The sequence below is a fragment of the Bacillus arachidis genome (assembly GCF_030285945.1).
GTDB classification, from domain to species: domain Bacteria; phylum Bacillota; class Bacilli; order Bacillales; family Bacillaceae_G; genus Bacillus_A; species Bacillus_A arachidis.
The window spans coordinates 1,910,797-1,933,736 of record NZ_CP127376.1; the positions used below are offsets into that span (position 1 = coordinate 1,910,797).

Below are 22,940 nucleotides of genomic sequence, written 5' to 3' on the forward strand. Positions count from 1 at the left end.
TATCATGGAGGAGACTATGAAGGAAGAGTTTTATCATACAAGAGTAATGAAAGCGGTTCAATCAGAGCGTTATATTGCTGTTAGGCGAAGAGTTTTTCGTCAATTAATAGAGTCGTTAATTTACGAGGAAATTATTTCTCCCATTCAGATACAAGGGGAAGAAGATATAATTTTTATAATTTCAGGGTTTGATGAAAGTGGGAACAGTGTCATATATAAATGCTGGGGTCAAGAACGAATGACATTTGGTCGTATTCGCTTAACTGAAAAATCAATTGTAAGAATACAAAATGATAGAGAAGAAGAAGTAACATCCATTGCACAATTTTTAAATGAAGTTTTTAAAGGGGTTCAGATAGATGAAGTGAAATTACGTTCCTTTATTCAGGAGTTAGAACAAACAATCTTTAAAGATACAATCGCTCAATATGAAAGACACGAAACAAAAGAGAAGCTTGTAGAGAGTACATACGATGAGCTGGAAAATCATTTAATAGATGGACATCCTTATCACCCAAGCTATAAAGCACGCATTGGCTTTCAGTATCTTGATAATTACCAATATGGTTTCGAATTTAAACAATCGATAAAACTTATTTGGATTGCTGTCCATGATAAACATACTCATGTAGGTACTATGTCTAAAGATGATGTCAATCATATTGTGAGAGAAGAAGTAGGAGAGAGCAAACTGATTGAATTTTGTTCTACTGTTCAAAATATAGGATGCAACCCAAATGATTATACGTTCATGCCTGTTCATCCATGGCAATGGGAAAATTATATCATTCCGAATTATGCTGAACATATACATAATAGGCACATTATTTTTATAGAACAATCCCAAGATGAATATTTTGCACAACAATCGATGCGTACTTTACAAAATGCTACCAATTGTATGAAACCTTATGTGAAGCTTTCTATGAACCTATTAAATACATCAACTGTTCGGATATTAAAGCCACATTCAGTTGTTAGTGCTCCTACTATTTCAAAATGGTTAACAGATTTGGTAAGAGGTGACTCATATTTACGAGATGAGGCACGTGTTGTTTTATTACAAGAATTTGCAGGTGTAACGTATGATCCACCAGGTCAATCTACATATGGTTCATTAGGGTGCATTTGGCGTGAAAGTATTCACACACATTTAGAAGAAGTGGAGGAGGCTATTCCGTTTAATGCATTATATGCAAAAGAGAAAGATGGAACACCTTTCATTGAGCCGTGGCTAAAGCAAAATGGAATTGAAAATTGGCTCCGTGAGCTTATTCAAAAAGCAGTTTTGCCAGTTGTGCACTTATTAGTAGAACATGGTATTGCGCTAGAATCACATGGACAAAATATGATTTTGATTCATAAACAAGGTGTGCCAGTTCGGGTTGCGCTAAAGGATTTTCATGAAGGACTTGAGTTTTATCGTCCATATTTAAAAGATCTAGAAAAATGCCCTGATTTTACAAAAGTACATAATATGTATGCGAATGGACAGCTCAATGAATTTTTTGAAATGGATAGTATGAGATGTCTACAAGAAATGGTATTAGATGCGCTCTTTTTATTCAATTTAGGCGAGCTAGCGTTACTATTTGCGGATGAATATGAATTTAATGAAGAGAGATTTTGGATACTTGTTGTAGAAGAATTAGAGAGCCACTTTACAAGTTCTCAGCACTTATATGAACGCTTTGAAGAGTTACAGTTATATACACCTACATTTCGAGCGGAACAATTAACAAAACGCCGTTTATATAAAGATATTGAATCACTTGTACATGAAGTGCCGAATCCATTATATAACGCACTGCAACTTATAAAAAGTAAGATTGTTATTATGGAGGAGAATTATGTTAATCGTAAACAAACAAGAATATAGTAAAAATGATTTTGAATTAAGACTACAAATGTATGAAAACATGGAACAGTTTCATGATGCGACTGGAAATAGATTTGCCCTTTGTATAACAGATCCGTTTGATATGATTACGCTTGTCTTCTTTTTAAAGAAAAAAGGAGCATCTGTATTACTTATTCATGGAGAGACACCGAGAGATACAGCTGTTGAAATAGCAAAAGGTGCAGCATGCTTTGGACTTTTATATGGAGATTCCAAGCATTTTATAAAACTGAATAGTGAAGATCAAATAAAAAATGAACCGTCCTTATTGCAATATAGTTCAGGAACAACTGGTGAACCGAAACTAATTCAAAGATCCTGGAAAGAAATTGAAAGAGAGATAGATGCTTACAATGAAGCATTGCAGTGCGAAGGTGACGAAGTACCCATTGTATTGGCTCCTGTTTCTCATTCATATGGTTTAATTTGTGGGACACTTTCTGCAATCATGCGAGGGAGTAAGCCGATTGTTATTACAAATAAAAATCCGAAATTCGCATTAAATATTATTCGTAATACACCAAAACATATCGTATATGCAGTACCGCTTATGCTACATATTATGGGAAGTTTTCCACAAGGTACTTTTCAGTTTCATAAAGTGATGACGTCGGGTTCACCATTGCCAGAATCATTATTTTGTAAACTCAAAGGGGTAACAAAGTATATGATGCAGCAGTACGGATGTTCGGAAGCGGGTTGCATTAGCATCTGTCACAATATGAACACACATTTAGATTTAGGAGAACCACTTCCCCATACGTCTGTGCGTATTAGTAATGACCAAAACCAGCCTGAAGAAATAGTGGTAACAATTGGAGAGAAAGTGATTTATACAAAAGATTTGGGATATAGATCAGAACGTGGGATACATTTTGTTGGGCGTATGGATGATGTAATTAACGTGGCTGGTTTGAAAGTATTCCCAATAGAAGTAGAGGAAACGATGCTTCGTCTAGAGGGAATTCGAGAGGCGATTGTGTATCGCGGAAAACATCCTGTAATGGGTGAGATTGTAAAAGCGAAAGTGATTTCTAGTATTGATCCTGTTCAAATAAGAAAATGGTGTATACAACATTTGCCCTCTTATAAGGTGCCGCATGAAATAGAAAATGTAACGGACATTCCTAAAAATGCAACTGGAAAAGTGAGTCGTAAGCTGTTAGAGATGGGGGAATAACAGAATGAATCGTGAAATGTTAAGGATGGGTGTATTGAAAATTATGGTAGAAAAAATGGAATTGAAAAATGTTACAGATTTAAAAGATACAATGCGTTTAAATCAAGATTTATATATTGATTCTGTCATGATGCTGCAACTTATTGTTTATATCGAAATGGATTTACAATTATGTGTACCAGAGGATGAAGTAGATCCAAAAGCTTTTTCTACTATAGGTTCATTACTAGATTTTATGGAAGAGTTACAACCGTTACAAGTGGATATAAATAACTAATATTTTAGAAAACGGGTGAAAACATGACTTCAATTAAAGTTCATTGTTTAGTGAGTTGTTTTTGTGAAATTATTAAAAGGCGTAGTGATATAGATTTTCGACCTTTTTACTTTGGGTTATGGGATGGGGATTTTGATATAACAGAGGAAGGAGTCATTTCTTATCATTCTGAGAACATTAGCCATAAAGGTTACTTATATTGGTATGAAAAACTATATGGAATCAAAGTAAACGAATGGTATGATCATTCAAAAGAGAAACAAACAAATTTAGAGACTTTTTTAGATTTAGTAGAGAAAAAACCAGAAAATCGATATGTCATTGTAATGGTAGATATGTCACTATTGCCAGAGAGAGAAAATAAATTTCATCAAAAACCATTTCCGCATTACTTAATGATAGCGAAAACAAATCTGGAAGACGAATGGTTTATGTTTGATCCTGATTTTCGTTGGGAAGGTAATATGGCAAAGGATAAAGTCATTCATTCTATTGAAAATAATCCGTTTGGTGGGGGATATTTCATTGATGTACAGACAGTTCAGGAACCCTCTCAGGAAACGGTAGAAAGTTATTTTGTTGAAACATTCAAAAGGGATTACAATGAATTAACGATGAAAGTAAAAGACTTGGTCATAAGAATGGTAAATGGTGAAGCGGAACTTTCTAAACTAATACCAGCAGTGAAGCAAATCCCTGTATTGGCCATCCGTAAATATAGTTATGAACATGCATTCGCATATTTTCGTGACACATTACAATACTCTGAAACAGAATTTGATTATTGGTGTGACCGCGTAGAAGATATCGTGCAAGGTTTTACAAATGTACAGTATAAAGCATTCAAAATGGCAATGACAAACAATAAAGAGATGTTATCATCCATTGTTGAAAAATTAAATGAGATGAATGAAATTGAATTTACGATTAAACAGGAGCTAGAGAGGCAGTTTGTAGCATGGAAAAACATAAGAACAAATCAGTCTGTTATTGTATAAACAATCATTATTGAATTTGAAATAAAGGGGCTTGAATTTATGAAGTATTCGTTATGTACTATTTCGTTTCGCCATCAGCTAATTTCATTTACTGATATAGTTCAATTTGCATATGAGAACGGGTTTGAAGGAATTGAATTATGGGGGATTCATGCACAAAATTTATATGAACAAGAACGTAAAGTGACAGAAGAACAACTAGATTTTTTGAAAAATAAAAATCTGAAAATTACGATGATAAGTGATTATTTAGATATTTCATTGTCAGCAGATTTTGAGAAAACAATGAACAAATCAGAGCAATTAGCATCGCTAGCAAATTGGTGTAATACAAATAAGATTCGTACGTTTGCTGGACAAAAACGAAGCGACAGCTTTACAAAAGAAGAACGTCAGAAATATGTAAAGCGCATTCGCACTATCTGTGATTTATTTGCGCAACACAATATGTACGTGTTATTAGAAACACATCCGAATACATTAACAGATTGCTTAGACTCAACTCTAAATTTATTAGAAGAGGTAAATCATCCATATTTAAAAATTAATCTTGATTTTCTCCATATGTGGGAATCTGGTGCCGATCCAGTAGAAAGCTATCGCAAATTAAAGCCGTGGGTACAGCATTACCATATGAAGAATATATCTGCAGCTGCTCATTTAGATGTCTTTGAGCCTAATAATGTATATGCTTCAGCTGGTAGTCGAAAAGGAATGGTTCCGTTATTTGAAGGTGTTGTGAATTATGAAGAAATTATTAGAGAAATTCAAGATACGGAACATTTTGCTTCACTAGAATGGTTTGGACATGGTGCGAAAGATGTTTTGCGAGAGGAAATCATTCGTTTAAGGAGAAAACAAATGACAGTATTAACTTCATAAAGTACACAATATGTACGACTGTGATAATAACAAAATGTAAATTTTCGTTTTTTCAGCAAATGTAATACTAGATTGAATAAAAAAGAAACTCTTTTTTGTAAGGGCGTTGAAGAAGCGATTATTTCGAAAAAAACATGTATTTTCTCCATATATAGAAAATAAAAAGAAGTTCACATTCTATACATAATAGTTAGTGAACTTCTTTTTTTCATTAGATGGACTTTTTCAGGGAGATCCGCTTTGTGAGATTCGTTCTTTATGGATGTAAAGTTTAAAATCATAAGAAAACCATAATTTACCATGTATTTCATTTGAAAATCTATCCATTTTAATATGTAAAGGAGGTGAACGGAAATGGCTAGAAATCGTAGTTCTAATCAGTTAGTATCAAATGGAGCACAAGCAGCTCTTGATCAAATGAAATATGAAATCGCGCAAGAGTTTGGTGTGCAACTTGGTGCTGATACTTCTTCTCGTGCAAATGGTTCTGTTGGTGGTGAAATCACGAAACGTCTTGTAGCTATGGCAGAACAACAGCTTGGTGGCGGATATACTCGTTAATGTAAAGCTGTATAAAAGAAGGGAAGAGTTCTTCCTTTCTTTTTTTGTATCATTTTTCAAGAGTAAAAGAAGTTTTCCATTTAATAGCATGAATGTGCTGTTAAATGGATTGGAAAAATAGAAGTAATGCTATGTTATACTCCAATTTCTTTTGTTATATAAGTTAAAAAGCAGATGACATATAGTAGCCCTGATGAAATTTATAATCGAATTTTATCAGGGCTACTACATGGAAGAAATAAATGTGAAAGGTTTCGAAATTAACATGTTAAAAAAAGAAAACAGTTGTTTAATTGCACTTGCATCTGTTCCACTTGTTATGACATTAGGAAATTCAATGCTCATTCCAATCCTTCCAACAATCGAAAAGAAATTGCATATTTCTTCTTTTCAAGTATCTATGATCATTACAATATATTCTATTTTAGCGATCTTATTAATTCCTATAGCTGGTTATTTATCAGACCGGTGGGGACGTAAAATGGTCATGGTCCCGAGTTTATTAATTGCAGCTATTGGAGGCGGTATAACGGGGTGGGTATCATGGAAGGTGGAAAATCCGTATGTTTGGATTCTAATTGGAAGAGCGATTCAAGGAATAGGTGCTGCTGGAGCAATGCCAGTTGTAATCCCATGTGTTGGCGATTTATATAAAGATGAAAAACAAGTAAGTACCGGATTAGGTATTATTGAAACGTCAAACACATTTGGCAAAGTCCTTAGTCCAATATTAGGATCAGCTCTTGCAGCAATCGTATGGTTTTTACCATTTTGGTCCATCCCAGTTTTATGTACTGTTTCTATCGTTTTATTATTATTGTTAGTAAAAGCAAAGAAACAAGCAAATGAGGCCCCGCCTTTTAAAGAATTTATTCAATCAATTGGTTCAACTTTTCGAGAAAAGGGAAGATGGTTAGTCGCGATTTTTGCATTAGGTGCTATCGTTATGCTCATATTATTTGGAATTCTTTTTTATTTGTCTACGACATTGGAAGAGAAGTACAACATTCATGGAATTTGGAAAGGGTGTATACTTGCAATTCCATTGCTAGTATTATCTATAAGTTCATACATGGCTGGAAAGAAAATTGGTGATGACCAAGGCGTTATGAAAAAATTTATATATACCGGATTCATACTAGCAGGAGTGTCTGTTATGCTTCCATTATTTTTAAAAGGAATTTACTTATTAATTATTTGTCTTGTTATTATGGGGATTGGCATTGGGATCGCTTTACCGTGTTTAGATGCTCTTATTACTCAAGGAATTGAAAAAGAACAGAGAGGGACGGTTACTTCTTTCTATAGTTCGATGCGTTTTATCGGTGTAGCTGCAGGACCGCCACTCTATTCTTTTTTTATGAAGGGAGCAGATCATGAAGTTTTTTATTTAACAAGTATCTTTGCGATAATTGGAGCAGTGGTTACAATTGTTTGGATTAAACCAGAGAAAGACCAATCTATTCTGAAGCAGCAGCCGAAACCAATTTCTTAATTTGTCCTGTTATTCAATATGCATGCTAGCTATAGATTTATTGTGTTTGCGAGTATGGATGAGAGTCACATATTTACAACATATAATATGTGACTCTGATTATTTACTTGTTAAGTAATAAGTTGTTTCAGCATATAAAGAGCAACTCCCCAAATAATAACCCCTGAAACTTTATTTAGAATTGTAATTGTATTTCCTGATGAATCTATTTTTCCAATCATGCGCCCTGCAAATGCTAAGCCGATAAACCAAAGCCAAGAAACCGTAATTGTTGTGAAAGTAAAAGCCCATTTTTCGCTGCCTACATATTGGATAGAGTTTGTGCCAATCACGCCAATCGTATCTAAGATTGCATGTGGATTCAATAAAGAAACAGAGGCGGCAAAGATAATTTGCTTTTTGATAGTCATTGATTTTGCCTCAATCGTCTCTTTTGTAGACTCACTTTTCCAAACCATCCAACCCATATAAACTAAAAAGAAAAATCCAATTACATAAAGTGTGGTTGTTAGCCACGAAAAGGTAAGAAGCATAAGTGATACACCTTGTACCGCAATTAATATTAAAATTGTATCGCAGATAGATGCGGTTAGGATAACTGGTGTAGCCCGCAAAATACTTGGCTGACTAGCACCTTGGTTAAAGACAAAGACGTTTTGTACACCTAATGGAATAATGAGTCCAAACGCCAGAATCATTCCGTGCATGATCGCTTCAATCATTTTATTTCCTCCTATATAAATTGCTGAAATATGATAGTGTATATTTTATAAAAGAAAATTGAAATTGTATCCATCCATATGGTTGGATAACAAACCAACCAAAAAAGCGAGGCGACAGCATGGAACGATTTGACTGGAAGCCAAATGGATCTTCTCCAGTTCCCTTATATAAACAAATTGAGGAGTATATAAAAGAGAAAATTATAAATGGAGAATGGACGGTTGGTACAAGATTACCGTCGCAACGAGCTTTCTCCCATGCATTTGAAGTGAATCGAAGTACAATTGTAATGGCTTTAGATGAATTGGCAGCGCAAGGGTTGATTGAAGGAAAAGGTAGAAGGGGAACAATTGTGAAAAATGATGCATGGAGTATATCAACTTTGAAGTCTCACTCTAACTGGAATTCCTATGTAGAAACAGGTATTCATTATCCGAATCTCCCTACCATTCAAGAAATTAATCAAGTTGAATTTTATCCACATATCATTCGATTAGGTACTGGAGAACTTTCACCAGAGCTTTTGCCTGAGAAAAAAACGAAACAAATCATGAAAGAGCTTTCTCATGGGCAAATTCCTTTAGGATACGCGGAGCCAAGAGGGGATTTCAAATTGAGAGAGCAAATAGCAAAGTACCTAAAAAAATTTGATATTCTTACATCTCCAGCATCTATATTAATTGTTTCGGGAGCAATTCAAGCACTGCAGCTTATTTCGATGGGACTTCTATGCAAAGGCTCGTCCATTTTACTTGAAAAACCATCATATTTATATTCTCTCAATGTTTTTCAGTCTGCTGGAATGCGTTTGTTTGGTATTCCAATGGATGAGCATGGGATTCAACCATCGCTTATTTCAAAATACAAAAGACAATTCAATGGTTCAATTTTATACACCATTCCGTCTTTTCATAATCCAACAAGTCTTGTTATGAATGAGCAAAGAAGGCAAGAAGTTATGAAAGTATGTAATGAAATTGGATTACCTATAATTGAAGATGCTGTCTATCAAGATTTATGGTTTGATTCATCTCCACCAAACCCATTGAAGACAAATGATACAAATGGGATTGTATTACATATTGGAAGTATGTCAAAAGTCATTAGTCCTGGTTTAAGGATCGGCTGGATTGTTGGACCAGAACCAGTCATTAAAAGATTGGCAGATATAAAGATGCAAATGGATTACGGTTCGAGTTCGTTATCACAACGAGCTGCTGCAGAATGGTTTGCAAGTGGGTTATATGAAAAACATATACAGCAAATGCGAGTTGAGTTGAAAAAACGGAGAGACTTTATGCTCAAAATGCTAGAGAAATATTGTAGAGATATAGCAACTTGGCAAATACCAACTGGTGGATTTTATATTTGGCTACAAATCGAACCAAACATTTCAATACGAGAGTTGTTTGAAAAGGCATTACAAGAAAAAATTCTACTCAATCCTGGAAATGTGTATGATAGAAATGCAAGCCAATATTTACGTCTCTCTTATTCATATGCTTCAATGCATGAAATAGAAAAAGGTGTTAAAACGGTTGCGAGATTGATAAAGAATCTCTCAATATAATGACTATATTTTTTGGGAAGTAAAAAATGATATTATAGATGCTAGTAACTGAAAAAGGGGAAGAAATATGAAACACTATGTTATTTGTCAAGTTATTGATGGAATAAAATATTTAGCTGCCTATGCAGAAACAAGACAAGAAGCAATTGAAAAAGCTGAATTATTAGGGCTAAGAACAGGAGGACGCTACGTTGTTGTTACTGCTGAAGAAGCGGAAGGATTACAGTATCCTTAATTGTTAAGCTACTAATATAGAGAAAAAGAGTGAATCTAAGATTCGCTCTTTTTTCATATTTGTATAAAATTAACTTCAAATATCGTTTCTTTGTTGCTAAGACAGTATTATAATTATTTCTGTATATTATGATATTTTATTTGAGAGTGGTTATAAGAATGCTGTATGAGCGTATAAGTAATATTTTAACCATAGAAAGTACATTGGTGATAGAGGAGAGTAAAAAATGAATGAAGTAAACATACGGCCTAAAAAAAGGTCTAAGTATCGTATTATGTTAGGAACGTGGTATTACTCTGTAAAAAGAAATATTCAATGGTTAACGGATGGGAAAAAGTATGCTAAAACTTTTCAACAAGAAAAGTTATCTTGTACGGTTATACAGCATCGAACGATACTGCTTCGTAAACTTAAAGATGTAGATATGTGGTATCAAGAGAATAAAATTATTAATTTAAAAATCGCCATTAAACAGTTAAACGGTGTTGTGATTAAGCCGGGAGAAACATTTTCTTATTGGCGTTTAATAGGTAAGACTACAAGGAGAAAAGGGTATGTAGAAGGAATGGTGTTGCATTATGGTACTTTTAAACCAGGAGTTGGAGGTGGGCTTTGTCAACTTTCAAATTTAATATACTGGATGACTCTACATACAACACTAACCGTAACAGAACGATATCGTCATAGCTATGATGTATTTCCGGATTCAAAGCGTACACAGCCGTTTGGAAGTGGTGCGACTTGCTCCTACAACTATCTTGATTTACAAATAAAAAATGAAACAGATCAAGCTTATCAACTTTATCTTTACGTGACAGACGAACACTTAGTGGGGGAATGGAGAACAGCCTATCCTCAGCTTTACCAATATGAAGTATACGAAAAAGAACATGCAATTAAGCCAGCTTATTGGGGTGGCTATATCCGACGTAATGTCATACATCGAAGGGTGTTTAATCAACAAAAACAGTTTGTTGAGGATCAATATGTAACGGAAAATCATGCAATAATGATGTATGAGCCACTTCTGTCTTATAGTAGTGATAAAAGTGAGGAGTAGTACTTTATGAATAAGCCTAATAAAATGAAACTTTAATTTTACGGATAGTGAATCTTATCTCTAACACATATACTTACGTCGAATTTTGAGTTGGCGGTATAATTGTTCGTAAGTAGTAGGATAAAACATTTAGTTTATTAGGCTTATTTCTTTTTTTATGATGTAGTGTTTTTACAATATCCATGTGAAAATGATGAGAAAAGTAAATGAATACAGTAAGAGGTATTATTCTATGGATAATGAAACTAATTTAAAAAAAATTCAATTTCCGTTTCTAAATCGATTAATATATGTTTTGAAATTCCAAGACTGTAAAAAATTTTCGGCAGCGTTAAAGCCAGACTGATAGAGCCATTCTTTTTCATCGGTAGTTAATTGGAATTTTGTACTTGTAATTGTTCCAGTTGGAATTGTAATGGTTCTTGCTTTTGATTCTTTATCTAGATGGCGTAAGTCGTGTGCTTGCATCATCGTTTTGAATAAGCCTTTAAACATAGAGAGGGGATCTTTATAAGGAACAGGTTCAGCTTGTATTTCATTTTTTACAAAATGAAAACCAAAAGTTGGCCAACGGGGTAAATTAGGGGAGTCAAAAATCCAAATTGGATAATTGCTAAGAAGACCTCCATCAACCATATAGCAAGGTTGTTTCCATTTTGGTGTTTTCCACTTTACTGGTTCGAAATAGAAAGGAATGGTGCTGCTCATTCTAACTGCTTTTGCAATAGAGAAATCTTGATTTGTAAAGCCATAGTTAGGTAAATCATCAGGGAAAATAATCATCTTTCCATTACTAATATCTGAGGCAATAATTTTTAAGTTTTGTGGATTAGGTAAGTCACTAAAACTATGGATCCCTTTTTTGTGCAAGAGGTCTTCTAACCAGCTTTCTAAATAGTTGTTTGAATAAATGCCTAATTTAGTCCATGCGCTTAATCCCTTTCCTATAAAAGGGACTTTATCAAGTAAACTTTTTTTTATAAATTGATGATAGTTAACGTTATTTATAATTATTTTTAATTCTGTACAAGAATAACCAGCTGCTAGAAGAGCTGCAATAATAGCCCCAGCAGATGTTCCCGCTACACGCTCCCACTCATAGCCATGATTTGCTAATGCACAAATTGCTCCAACATGCGCAATTCCGCGCACGCCGCCACCTTCAAAAACACCATCAATTTTCATAGGAATAGTTCCTTTCAAAGGTTGGATTTGCCGTATAGTAAAAAAGCACGTGATTCACGTGCTTTTTTTACAATAGTTTTTAAAGCTACTTAGCAACCTATGAAACCGCCCCAGCAGCTAGCTCCAATGATGATTAAAAGGATGAATAAAACGATTAGTAAAGCGAAACCGCCGTAACCGCAACCACCGCCACAACTGTAGCCGTAGCCGTAACCACCGCCACAACTATAGCCGTAACCGCCACCATAACCAAAACCCATATGGAATGCCTCCTTATAATAAAAGTTGAAATAAAGAAAAATGAACAATTTGAGGATCTGCTATAAGGAATTATGAAGGATCGTATTTGTAGGAACACTGTATACTATGCTGTATTAAAGTTATTCGCGTACTAGGGATAAGCCCGTTTTTTTTGAATAAATTATTTTGATTTTTCAGGATGAAGGATATGCCGTGTTTATGCTATGATACGGATAAGTACATTTATGTAAGGAGAATATATGAGAAACCAGATTGATTTACTAATTGATAAATATGATTTAACACATATAAAAAGAGAACTACTAGCTACTATATTTCCATGTATAAAAGTTGTTCCGGGACAAGAAGAGTCACTTCCCATTGGCTGTTCAAAAATGGGGGGGCTTCCTGATGTCCCATCTACATTTGAATATCCAACTCACGAAGGAAAGGCATTGGATTTTATTGCACAATTTAATTTAGCTGATTTGCAAGATATGGGCGTGGGTCATGATTTACCTGAAACAGGTATGTTGTATTTCTTCTATGATAGTAATTATCAACATGCTGGTAATGGATGTGTTTTATATCATAACGTTCCGTTAGAACAATTACAGAGGGTAAATGATAAACAATCAAAGTATACACAATGCACATTAACATTTAAATTAACCTATAAACTTCCTGAGCTATTTATTGAGGATGAAGCTGATTCGGATCGTTTTTTACAACTATTAGAGGAATTAATGCCAGATCATTATGATAATCATCAAGTATTTGGTCAACCATTCTCAGTTCAAAGAGAAGTGTTTGAAGAAGCTGGAGAATCTGTTGGTATTCATGATCACGATATGACATTGTTATTCCAAATTGACTCTGATTATACAAATTGTAATATGATGTGGGGAGATTTAGGTATGCTGTATTTTTGTATTGGAAATGAGGATTTAAAGCAACGTCGTTTTGAAAATACATGCTGTGTATTGCAATCTTGTTAGAAAGAAAAGCAGTAGTTTAATTCTTATTAAGAACCTACTGCTTTTCTATTTTAGTATATGTATCTATTATAGTATAAATATCCTATTATAGATACATATATATTATAAGATATGCATAATCGCATATTTTCTTTTTGAAAAAATATTGTATACTTTAAAAATATATGGAGTTTTTTCGTATATTTTTAGAATAGAAGGATGTGGCGAGATGAAGAAAACAAACAAGTATGTAACAGCTGTCGCGCTTTGTTCAACAATCATGATAGGTGGTTTACAAGTGCCTGCTGTATCATATGCAGCTACAAATACAAAAGTGGTAGCTACGCAACCAGACGCAAAAATACTAGGGGATTTCCGAAAAGAATTAAAAAAACATATTGATAATCGCGAAGAGAATATTACAATTACGTATAAAACAAAAGCTAAGAATGCTAGAGAAGTAATGGATACGCTTTATAAAGAGTATACTAAAATAGTAGATGCAGATGAGTATTTAAAATATAATGTAGCAAGTACACAATATTCAATTCGTGGTATACCAGGGAACTATACTTTTACATTAAAAATTTCATATCGTGAATCAAAAGAACAAACACAATACGTGAAGGCGCAAGCAAAATCAATTGTAAGTTCTATTTTGAAGGCGGGCATGGATGAGCATGAAAAAGTGAAAGCAATTCATGATTATGTTGTGAAACATGTTTCTTATGATACTTCTTACAAGGCTTATACAGCATATGAAGCATTGGCAAACCGCTCTGCTGTGTGTCAAGGATATACACTATTAACATATCAATTACTAAAAGAAGCAGGGATTCAATCCCATATTGTAACAGGAAAAGGGAATGGACAAGCTCATGCTTGGAATCTAGTGAAGATCGAGAATAAGTGGTATCATCTTGATACTACATTCGATGATCCAGTTCCAGATAAAGCAGGTCGTGTGACATATTCTTATTATAATATGTCTGATGAGCAGTTAGGAAAAGACCATGAATGGGATCGTAATAAATACCCAAAAGCATCAACTAATTATTATAATGAATTAACAAATAAGATAAAAACAGGTAGTCCTAAAGCGGTAGTATACCAAAAAATGCTAAAGGATACGAACTTAATTTATCTATCCGCACAATACGGGGCTGAAAATTACAATGAATTTAAAGCGAAATTACAGAAGCAATTCACTGCAAAGCCTAAAAAGGTAGAAGTGCGTTATAAACAGTCGATGGATGGAACAATGCAAGATATAAAAAAAGTATTAAATGAACTTTCTTGGCCAACAGGGGCGAAAAGAGTTTCATACCAAGTTGCACCGTATAGTGCGATGGCAGGTTATTCATTAGCGACAATCACATTCACATATTAATGAAAAGGGGCATCTGTAACAGGTGCTCTTTTTGTATTTGTGAGTGATACCTTTCCGTGACGGTTAGAAAGGTATCAGTTATAGTTAGAATAACTACAATGTTAATGTTCATAATACGTTAGATCTATCTTTTGTAGCGTGGGTGGCGATTTTTAAAGGGGTAGCTCTATTGATGAGACATTAATGCTTAAAAAATCTAGAAAAAGAAGCCAATATAAACTGGCTTCTTTTGTCTTTTTATGTCTATTTCCACCAATCATCAAACATCGATGCAGGTACTTGTCTTTTATGTTCACTTACTGTATAACGTTTTTCAATTTTTTCTGCTACATCTGCAGAAACTGTCTTTCCCTCTAAGTAATCATCTAGTTGATCATATGTAATACCTAATTCCGTTTCATCTGCTTGACCTGGTTTTTCATCTAATAAATCTGCTGTGGGCATTTTTAAGTAAAGACGTTCTTCAGCACCTAATTCTTGTAATAAAGCACGGCCTTGGCGCTTTGTTAAGCCTGTAAGTGGTAAAAGATCGGCACCACCATCTCCGAATTTTGTGAAGAATCCTGTTACAGCTTCAGCAGCGTGGTCTGTTCCGATAACAAGTAGACCTTGTTGGCCGCCAATTGCATATTGTGTGACCATGCGAATGCGAGCTTTGACGTTTCCTTTATTAAAATCTGTTAATGAATCACCTAATAAGTCACTATATTGGTTAGAAAATGTATCAACTGTTGAGGCAATATCAAAAGCAACAGATTGGTCAGGTCGAATAAATTGTAGTGCTAACTGTGCATCATCTTCATCTTTTTGTACGTGATATGGAAGGCGTACAGCGAAAAATGTTGCATTGCCTCCTTCATTACGAACTTCTTCAACTGCAAGCTGTGCTAAGCGACCAGCAAGTGTAGAATCTTGTCCGCCGCTAATTCCGAGCACAAATCCTTTTGCACCTGTTGTTTTTAAATAGTCTTTTAAAAAATCAATTCGTTTACGGATTTCTGTTTTTGGATCGATTACAGGTTGAACATGTAGTGCTTTCATAATTTGTTCTTGTAATGTCATTATGGTTTCCTCCTATTCATTTAGAACGAGCAATAAGTATATATGTACTGATTCATAAATCTCCATTCATATTATTTCGCAAAATTAACGAATATACAATAGGTTGCAGATATGAATGTAGTTATTATAATGAAACGGATTCGTTTAATCAATTTTTCTGTAACCTTTCAAAAGTGTAAGGTTTTTGTCATTTGAATCGATGGAAGATATTTCCGCGCTTTATTATGATAGCGATATAGTTATTGAAAGGGCGGAGGATACAACATGAACATTAGAGAATTAGCGTTCCGTAATGTAACACGGAATCGACGAACATATTCAGCTTATTTTTTGAGTAGTGCATTTGCAATTATGGCTTTTTTTGTTTATTCGTTTTTTGCTTTTCATCCTTCATTAAGTGCAGGTCAGTTAGGTCAATATGTATTTGTAAGCATGTCTTTTGCACAATTTATTATTTATCTTTTTACGTTTTTCTTCATTCTATATTCAATGGGAATGTTTTTAAAAACAAGAAAGCGTGAATTAGGAATTTTAATGATGTTAGGTATGACGAATTTTCAATTAAGACGTCTTATCTTTTTTGAAAATGTAATGATTGGTATTGCTGCAATCATTACAGGAATTATTTGTGGGATGTTGTTTTCAGGTGTATTAATTTGGATTGCTCCACTTCTATTAAAATTGGATATATCGTTGCCATATTATGTTCCAACACCTGCAATTGGTATAACATGTGCTATGTTTTTCATTCTATTTATCATTATTTCATTCTTTAGTGCAGGGATGATTCAGAAAAACCAAATTATGAAACTGTTTAGAGGTTCAGCGAAAGCAAAGCCAGAACCAAAAGCTTCTATTATTTTTTCAATACTAGCTGTATTATTGCTTGGCGTGGGATATATAGGTGCGTTAACTTCGCATGGTGCCATGGTGTTCATTATGTTGATTCCAGTAACGACTGTTGTCATTATTGGCACATACTTACTATATAAGCAGTTCAGTGTATTTATTATTCGAGCATGCAAGAAGAGTAAACGGTTCTACTGGACAAGAACAAATATTATTACACTTTCAGATTTAGCGTATCGGATGAGAGATAATGCACGAATGTTCTTTATTGTAACAATAATTTCGACCGTTGCTTTCTCAGCAATTGGTACATTAGTGGGCTTTGCTTCTATGACAAAGGGGATTATGGAACAACCAATTACATTTCATTACCACTCTCAACAAGGGAATGGAAATGAATCACAGCACTTACAATTTATTGGACAAACATTGAAGAAGCATCATATATCCGCTGAAGAAATAGAGATTGTATCAAAGAAGACAGAAGATAAAGCATTAAGAGATGCGACCTTTGTGAGAGAATCTGATTATAAAAAGTATGCAAAGTTAACGGGGGAGCCAGTTGAGTTATGGAATGAAAATGAAGTACTATTTCTATCGATAGAAATCCCGGGTCCACCGAGAAAAGAGAGAACAACAATTGAATTACCGCATGATAAAAAAACGTTGCAGGTGAAAAAAGTTAACACCTCTTCTCTTGGTAAAGTGCTTACTGGAAATATATATATAGTTTCAGAATCTCAATATGATTTACTACAAGATGGGTTTAAAGAAGTAAAAGATTACATGTATAAAACAAAGGAGACAAAAAATGAAATTGAAGTCGGAAAAGAACTCACAAACCAAATAAAATCTTATCAAGAATATTCAAGGTTTAGTGCTGCAGCATATGATCAAAACCAGGCTTTACAATTTGCTGGACCTATTTTGTTTGTAGGATTTTTTATTGGCATTGTATTCTTTGTTTGTGCAGGTAGTTTTCTATACTTCCGCCTATTCTCTGACTTAGAAGACGATTATCGTTTATTTGATTCCATTCGAAAAGTGGGGTTAACAAGCGGTGAGTTAGCAAAAGTAGTGACAATTCGATTGGCATTATTGTTCTTTGTTCCAATTGGAGTCGCGACATTCCATGGTGCGGTTGCGTTAACGGCGTTAGGGCAAATGTTTGAGTATTCGCTTTTAAAAGAAAATGCCATTGTATTAAGTATCTTTGTGGGGGTTCAAATCGTATACTTCATTGTGATACGATCCCGTTATTTAAAGCAATTGAAAGAAAGATTACGAATGAGCTAACTTATAGTAGCTAAAAAAAACCTCTTAACACATGGTGGTAAGAGTTTTTTTTATGTGAATAACCTTGTTTTTCACATATATTTGTCTTACGCTGGATTTTTTTGCAAGAAAGTAATATACATATATTGTAAAGTTATTAGTTGCTTTATTAACAGAAGATTTTACAAACGTCTGTTTCGTCAGCATATCTGATGAAAGAGATGTTTTTGTATTGAGAAAAATCTTGAAGCAGGAAAATAAGAGTGAGAAAACGAATGTTATCATTAAATGTAAGCGCGTTCAATTTAGGGAGATAATATATTTTTAGGAGGGATCACGATGAACAGTAGTACAGTAAGTAGGCAAAAGGGTATTCAATTAATTCCGTTTACGGTAAATAAAGTAGTGGAGCAAGTGAATGAAATTCCACCAGGTGTACAACTGATTCATGCTCCTGAAGTTTGGGAAAAGAGTGCAAAAGGGAAAGATATTATAGTTGCGGTATTAGATACAGGTTGTGATATAAATCATGTTGATTTAAAAGATCGTATTATTGGTGGAAGAAATTTCACTGAGGATTATGAAGGTGATCCGAAAATTTATCTTGATAATAATGGTCACGGTACGCATGTTGCAGGAACAATTGCAGCAGCAGAAAATGGTGTTGGAGTCCTAGGAGTTGCGCCACTTGCCAAGTTATTAGTGCTAAAAGTATTATCAGGAGATGGCTCGGGAAGCTATCAACAAATTATTGAAGCGATTGATTATGCTGTACGTTGGAGAGGACCGAATCAAGAACGAGTACGGATTATTTCTATGTCACTTGGTGGACCACAAGATGTACCAGAGCTACATGAAGTCATTCAACATGCTGTAAAACAGGACGTACTTGTCGTATGTGCTGCAGGAAATAATGGAGATTGCAGTGATAAAACGGAAGAATTAGATTTTCCGGGTGCATATTCAGAAGTAATTGAGGTAGGGGCTGTTAATTTAGAAAGGAAACTCGCTTGCTTTAGTAATTCAAATCAAGAAATTGATTTAGTTGCACCAGGGGAGAAAATCCTCTCCACTTATCCAGAAGGAAAGTATGCGGTATTAAGTGGGACTTCAATGGCAACACCGCATATTGCAGGAGTATTAGCGCTTCTGATTAAGCAATGCGAAAGAGAATATGGAAGAAAGTTATCAGAGCCAGAAATTTACGCACAGCTTATTAAACGTACTGTACCATTAGGATATGAGCGAACATCAGAAGGAAATGGATTAATAGATTTGTTAAAAGAATAATTGTTACTAAAAAACATCTCATTTGAATATGAGATGTTTTTTAGTATGGTTCCGTCCCATGTAAGAGTGTATCAAGTAATCCTTGGAATCTAGGGTTTAAATTTTTTGTTCGAATTGAAATCTTGTGTTTAGAAGAAGTGATCGGCATATAGAAAAAGAAGACAGTGAAAAGTAGAGCGTTATTTCATAATTGAATAACTATAAAATGATACTTCCATCAGTAGAAGATTCGCCATTGATGATGATTTGAATGAATCAAGTTTTGACTTTCTGTTAGTATAAGATAAAATAATTATGTAAACAAAATGACGAAAAGCACTGTTTTAGTAATATTACTAAAACAGTGCTTTTCGTTTAGATTGAATAGTTGCAGCATTTTCATCTTCTATTCCTGCTTCTTCGATAATTCGTTTTTTTGCTTTATCCAATAGGTGATTGACTGCTTCACCAAAATAGTTAGCTTCGCGCTTTGTGCGGGCTGCTCGTAAACATTTATAGTTTTCTATCAGTTCCTCTTTTTCAGAGTCTGTTAAGAAATCTTCTATTTTTTGTTTTGTCATACGAAACACCCTTTCTTCTGACAGACGACGCAATTCAGAAATATTTATTCCCCATTATAACAGTAAATTTCAAATGAAGTATAGCTTAACGTCGCAATAATTTGTCAATTTCTTGGATTTTTTCATCAGCTTTACCAATCTGTGTGTTTTTTGCTTGTTCACCACCGAGAGCTTGATGAAGTAAAAATGTTTGCCCTGAAATGGCAGTGACAATGGACACTTTAATAATTTCTTTTATAGTATTCACATCAAATAAGACGAGTCCCAGAAGTGCCGCAAGACTACCAGTTAAAATATCAGTGAAAAACCCGAGGTGAAAAAATGTTTTTAAACGGCGTGGAAGCAATAACTTGCCTTGGTTATTGATAAGATGGGAAACGAAACCAGTAACGCCACCAATGAGAACAGCAGTTAGCCATTGATACATCTCCATCAAATCCACTCCTTTTAGTGAATAAGATTCGTTTTTTGTATTTGTATTCCTTTTTAAATTTTATATCAGCATATTGAGAAAATTTGGTCTGGCTACGTGCTTGTTCGTTTTTATTATAACAGAAAATTTAGATATACTTCAGTCTATTATATGATATCACTTTTCATTATTACGAGTTTAGAAAAGGGGGCAAGAAAATGAATATGAATACTCCCCCACTTAACTTCGTTTGAAGTAGGGGTACTCTTTCGGTAAAATCTGTTAGATTATCGAAAAAAGGATGTAGAGGGCTATATGAAAAATGTTGGACAACTTGTTAATATGCTTGAGCATGCAAGAGCGGTCACATTGCAAGAAATAAAAGATTAAAAAAGATGATGATTGGTTAATGTCAGAAGGACGATGGGAAAACGGCATCGTATATAATCAGTACTATTTGTGGTTTCATGTACTAGAAGATGAAATCAGCCATCGTGGGCAAATAAGAACAATAAAAGAAATATATCTGAAAAATCAGTTAAATAAAGTAGCTTTTCAAAATTCTATCACATATAATGAAATTAACTAAAGTAAGAACGGAGTGATGTGTTATGGCGATGATTATTGATATGAATGTTAAAGCGAATACAAAGGTGGACGGAAAGAGCGGTACTTTGTAAGAATCGCGTATTCCTTCCACTGAGTTCAAAATAGGGAGGATAAAAATTTGAATCAAAATCGTTTAGAATCATTTGGATGGGATTCTTTTTTTGAGGATCAATCTATAGAAAAATATGAAGTAGGTCGTATTTTACTTGAACATAAGCACATGTATCGTATTATTTGTGATGATGGTGAGTATATAGCTGAGTTATCCGGGAAATTTCGTCATGAAGCATTAGATAAAGGGGATTATCCAGCAGTTGGTGATTGGGTGCATATAAAGAAAATAGAAGAGGAAGGCAAGGCTATTATTCATCATGTTTTCCCAAGAAGAAGCTCCTTTTCTAGGCAAGCAGCTGGCGAGAGAACGGCTGAACAGATTGTGGCAGCAAATGTTGATTATCTTTTCTTAGTCAATGCGCTTAATCATGATTTTAACGTAAGAAGAATCGAACGTTATTTATTATTAGCTTATGAAAGTGGATCAATGCCTATTATTGTTTTGACGAAAAGTGACCTATGTGAAGAAATGGAGCAAAAGATATTGGAAACAGAAGCGGTAGCCATGGGTGTTCCGATCTTTGCGGTTGATAGTTTGCAGCAAACAGGAATTGAATCATTGAAACAATTTGTTGCTTCTGGCAAAACGATTGCCCTTGTCGGTTCATCTGGTGCGGGTAAATCTACTTTGTTAAATGCATTAATGGGAAGTGAAGTTGCAAAAACAGGTGGTATTCGAGAAGAGGATAGTAAGGGAAGACATACTACGACTCATCGTGAGTTGTTCCAATTACCAAGCGGTGGCCTAGTGATTGACACACCAGGAATGCGAGAGCTTCAACTATGGGAGGGAAGCGAAGCAATTCATGCAGCGTTTTCTGATATTGAGAAACTTGCGGAAGGATGTCGTTTCCGTGATTGTGAGCATGAAAATGAACCTGGGTGTGCCGTTCGCAAGGCTATTGATGAAGGTGTTTTAGCAGAAAACCGTTTGCGAAATTATAAAAAATTGCAAAGAGAGATTGCATACGCGATGAGAAAACAAGATCCAGTGCTCGCTCGTGCTGAACGAGGGAAGTGGAGAAAAATAACAAAGCAGAATCGGAAAAAGTAGAATAAATTAAAAAACCAAAAGCAAATAGAGTGCTTTTGGTTTTTTGTCATTTATTCTATAAAAAACAGAAAATTATAGTCGGAAAATAAAGGATTTTGTTATATACGTGTATAATTATTGTAAAATAGACTATTTATAAAGGAGAAGAGTATGGGAGTGTACTGGGGAACTAAAAGACATTCTTGGCTTAGCTATGCCTCATTTTGGTTAAGTATTTCATTTTTTCTTATCTTTTTAATTGAGGTGTTTGTATTTAAAACACTTTTAAATAGTTCGAGTGGTGTCGTACAAATTATTAAATATTTTTATTTCATATTTGTACCACTAAATATCTTTATTAGTTTAAGACTATTGTTTAAAAAGACTGAAAAGAAAACATTACCGATTTTTAGTTTTATTGTCTCGTTACTATTCGCAAGTTTTATAGCAGTATTAGCTTTAGCTGCTACAGGAAAAGTATTTTGATGAAAAACAGGAATGATAAAAGTCATTCCTGTTTTTTTTCATAATTTATATAAAAATGATGACGTAGAACAGGCAGATGAATATAGCAAGTCAATTGATATATGGTACAATAAAATTGATAGTGATAGAGAAAAAGGGTATATAAAATACTCATTGTTTTTTAGTAAGAGAGGGGTTATCTTATGCTATACGGGGATTTGATGTCATTATTTCAAGTTGCTCCAATGGAAGATAAGAAAAATGGCTGGAAATATATAATCCAAGAAGAAGATGGTCAATATTCAATTGTTAATAGTGTATCAACGGAACATATGAGTGTAGAATTGTTTTTTAATGAATATGACGAGTTGCGAATTACTTTATATAAAGAGGGTCGGCAGATTACAACTATACAACGAATAGCAATCTTAAAAACCGAGTTAGAAGAGGATGAAGAAGCGGTTCAATTTGTTTTAGAGCGTATGCCAAGCAGAATGATTCGGTTACAATTAAAACCATTTCTCGCAGTAGAAATGGGTCTATATTGGGAAGTCTGTGAAGATTGTGAGTAAAAAAGCATCCGTACATAGCGGATGCT

Annotated in this window: 23 protein-coding genes and 1 pseudogene; 18 read left to right on the forward strand and 6 right to left on the reverse strand. The window is 34.3% G+C overall.

The annotated features are described in order from the left end of the window. Window positions 1–16: 16 nt before the first annotated feature. The 7 genes from QRY57_RS11165 (at window position 17) to bcbE (ending at window position 7,293) form a co-directional block, all read left to right on the forward strand. Window positions 17–1,879, forward strand: coding sequence for an IucA/IucC family protein (locus QRY57_RS11165; protein WP_286017458.1), 1,863 nt, complete (start codon window positions 17–19; stop codon window positions 1,877–1,879). Next, window positions 1,851–3,080, forward strand: coding sequence for an AMP-binding protein (locus tag QRY57_RS11170; RefSeq protein ID WP_090688609.1), 1,230 nt, complete (start codon window positions 1,851–1,853; stop codon window positions 3,078–3,080). Before QRY57_RS11165 ends, QRY57_RS11170 begins: the two co-directional genes overlap by 29 nt. Window positions 3,081–3,084: 4 nt before the next feature. After that, the gene (gene asbD, locus QRY57_RS11175; RefSeq protein ID WP_286017459.1) at window positions 3,085–3,357 is read left to right on the forward strand and encodes a petrobactin biosynthesis protein AsbD; all 273 of its coding nucleotides are present in this window, start codon (window positions 3,085–3,087) and stop codon (window positions 3,355–3,357) included. A 23-nt stretch (window positions 3,358–3,380) separates the two neighbouring features. Beyond that, on the forward strand, window positions 3,381–4,355 hold the full coding sequence (locus tag QRY57_RS11180; protein ID WP_286017460.1) for a DUF6005 family protein: 975 nt from the start codon (window positions 3,381–3,383) through the stop codon (window positions 4,353–4,355). A 39-nt stretch (window positions 4,356–4,394) separates the two neighbouring features. Further along, the gene (locus QRY57_RS11185) at window positions 4,395–5,237 is read left to right on the forward strand and encodes a sugar phosphate isomerase/epimerase family protein (RefSeq protein WP_286017461.1); all 843 of its coding nucleotides are present in this window, start codon (window positions 4,395–4,397) and stop codon (window positions 5,235–5,237) included. Between the two features lie 354 nt (window positions 5,238–5,591). Continuing rightward, window positions 5,592–5,798 (forward strand): alpha/beta-type small acid-soluble spore protein, encoded by a 207-nt coding sequence (locus tag QRY57_RS11190; protein WP_026592278.1) that lies wholly within the window; start codon window positions 5,592–5,594, stop codon window positions 5,796–5,798. Between the two features lie 229 nt (window positions 5,799–6,027). Beyond that, window positions 6,028–7,293, forward strand: a complete 1,266-nt coding sequence (gene bcbE, locus QRY57_RS11195; RefSeq protein ID WP_286017462.1) for a bacillibactin exporter BcbE — start codon at window positions 6,028–6,030, stop codon at window positions 7,291–7,293. Between the two features lie 110 nt (window positions 7,294–7,403). On the opposite strand, the gene QRY57_RS11200 is transcribed toward bcbE, so the two are convergent. Beyond that, complete coding sequence (locus tag QRY57_RS11200; protein WP_026592276.1) at window positions 7,404–8,015, reverse strand: LysE/ArgO family amino acid transporter; 612 nt, start codon at window positions 8,013–8,015, stop codon at window positions 7,404–7,406. 119 nt (window positions 8,016–8,134) lie between these two features. On the opposite strand from QRY57_RS11200, the gene QRY57_RS11205 reads away from it, so the two are divergent. From QRY57_RS11205 to QRY57_RS11215, 3 genes are all read left to right on the forward strand, one after another. Continuing rightward, window positions 8,135–9,586, forward strand: coding sequence for an aminotransferase-like domain-containing protein (locus QRY57_RS11205; RefSeq protein WP_286017463.1), 1,452 nt, complete (start codon window positions 8,135–8,137; stop codon window positions 9,584–9,586). 67 nt (window positions 9,587–9,653) lie between these two features. After that, window positions 9,654–9,821 (forward strand): DUF3933 family protein, encoded by a 168-nt coding sequence (locus tag QRY57_RS11210; protein WP_081811034.1) that lies wholly within the window; start codon window positions 9,654–9,656, stop codon window positions 9,819–9,821. A gap of 226 nt (window positions 9,822–10,047) precedes the next feature. Then, entirely contained in the window at window positions 10,048–10,881 is an 834-nt protein-coding gene (locus tag QRY57_RS11215) for a VanW family protein (RefSeq protein ID WP_026592274.1), read from the forward strand. 261 nt (window positions 10,882–11,142) lie between these two features. On the opposite strand, the gene QRY57_RS11220 is transcribed toward QRY57_RS11215, so the two are convergent. Then, complete coding sequence (locus tag QRY57_RS11220; RefSeq protein WP_098302577.1) at window positions 11,143–12,066, reverse strand: patatin-like phospholipase family protein; 924 nt, start codon at window positions 12,064–12,066, stop codon at window positions 11,143–11,145. An 89-nt stretch (window positions 12,067–12,155) separates the two neighbouring features. Further along, on the reverse strand, window positions 12,156–12,326 hold the full coding sequence (locus tag QRY57_RS11225) for a YjcZ family sporulation protein (protein ID WP_090688631.1): 171 nt from the start codon (window positions 12,324–12,326) through the stop codon (window positions 12,156–12,158). Between the two features lie 240 nt (window positions 12,327–12,566). Between QRY57_RS11225 and QRY57_RS11230 the strand changes: the two genes are divergently transcribed. Continuing rightward, window positions 12,567–13,304, forward strand: a complete 738-nt coding sequence (locus QRY57_RS11230) for a YwqG family protein (RefSeq protein ID WP_098302578.1) — start codon at window positions 12,567–12,569, stop codon at window positions 13,302–13,304. A gap of 208 nt (window positions 13,305–13,512) precedes the next feature. Beyond that, window positions 13,513–14,673, forward strand: coding sequence for a transglutaminase domain-containing protein (locus QRY57_RS11235; protein ID WP_208018297.1), 1,161 nt, complete (start codon window positions 13,513–13,515; stop codon window positions 14,671–14,673). A gap of 243 nt (window positions 14,674–14,916) precedes the next feature. Here QRY57_RS11235 and nadE read toward each other — a convergent pair whose 3' ends face one another. After that, the gene (nadE, locus tag QRY57_RS11240) at window positions 14,917–15,735 is read right to left on the reverse strand and encodes an NAD(+) synthase (RefSeq protein ID WP_026592269.1); all 819 of its coding nucleotides are present in this window, start codon (window positions 15,733–15,735) and stop codon (window positions 14,917–14,919) included. A gap of 264 nt (window positions 15,736–15,999) precedes the next feature. Here nadE and QRY57_RS11245 point away from each other — a divergent pair, with 264 nt between their 5' ends. Together QRY57_RS11245 and QRY57_RS11250 are read left to right on the forward strand one after the other, a co-directional pair. Beyond that, window positions 16,000–17,880, forward strand: a complete 1,881-nt coding sequence (locus QRY57_RS11245; protein ID WP_286017464.1) for an FtsX-like permease family protein — start codon at window positions 16,000–16,002, stop codon at window positions 17,878–17,880. A gap of 318 nt (window positions 17,881–18,198) precedes the next feature. Continuing rightward, window positions 18,199–19,149, forward strand: coding sequence for a S8 family peptidase (locus tag QRY57_RS11250; RefSeq protein ID WP_026592267.1), 951 nt, complete (start codon window positions 18,199–18,201; stop codon window positions 19,147–19,149). A 335-nt stretch (window positions 19,150–19,484) separates the two neighbouring features. On the opposite strand, the gene QRY57_RS11255 is transcribed toward QRY57_RS11250, so the two are convergent. Continuing rightward, entirely contained in the window at window positions 19,485–19,709 is a 225-nt protein-coding gene (locus tag QRY57_RS11255; protein ID WP_026592266.1) for a hypothetical protein, read from the reverse strand. A gap of 85 nt (window positions 19,710–19,794) precedes the next feature. Then, window positions 19,795–20,142 carry a DUF4257 domain-containing protein gene (locus tag QRY57_RS11260; protein ID WP_208018300.1) on the reverse strand — a complete coding sequence of 116 codons (348 nt, stop codon included), beginning with the start codon at window positions 20,140–20,142 and terminating at the stop codon, window positions 19,795–19,797. 367 nt (window positions 20,143–20,509) lie between these two features. Between QRY57_RS11260 and QRY57_RS11265 the strand changes: the two are divergent. The 4 genes and pseudogenes from QRY57_RS11265 to QRY57_RS11280 all read left to right on the forward strand — a co-directional run. Continuing rightward, window positions 20,510–20,710: pseudogene (locus QRY57_RS11265) on the forward strand (hypothetical protein); the annotation flags it as partial. A gap of 138 nt (window positions 20,711–20,848) precedes the next feature. Next, on the forward strand, window positions 20,849–21,898 hold the full coding sequence (rsgA, locus tag QRY57_RS11270; RefSeq protein WP_026592263.1) for a ribosome small subunit-dependent GTPase A: 1,050 nt from the start codon (window positions 20,849–20,851) through the stop codon (window positions 21,896–21,898). Between the two features lie 150 nt (window positions 21,899–22,048). Beyond that, the gene (locus QRY57_RS11275) at window positions 22,049–22,363 is read left to right on the forward strand and encodes a hypothetical protein (RefSeq protein WP_286017465.1); all 315 of its coding nucleotides are present in this window, start codon (window positions 22,049–22,051) and stop codon (window positions 22,361–22,363) included. A 182-nt stretch (window positions 22,364–22,545) separates the two neighbouring features. Continuing rightward, window positions 22,546–22,914 (forward strand): DUF3979 family protein, encoded by a 369-nt coding sequence (locus QRY57_RS11280; RefSeq protein ID WP_026592261.1) that lies wholly within the window; start codon window positions 22,546–22,548, stop codon window positions 22,912–22,914. Window positions 22,915–22,940 lie beyond the last annotated feature (26 nt).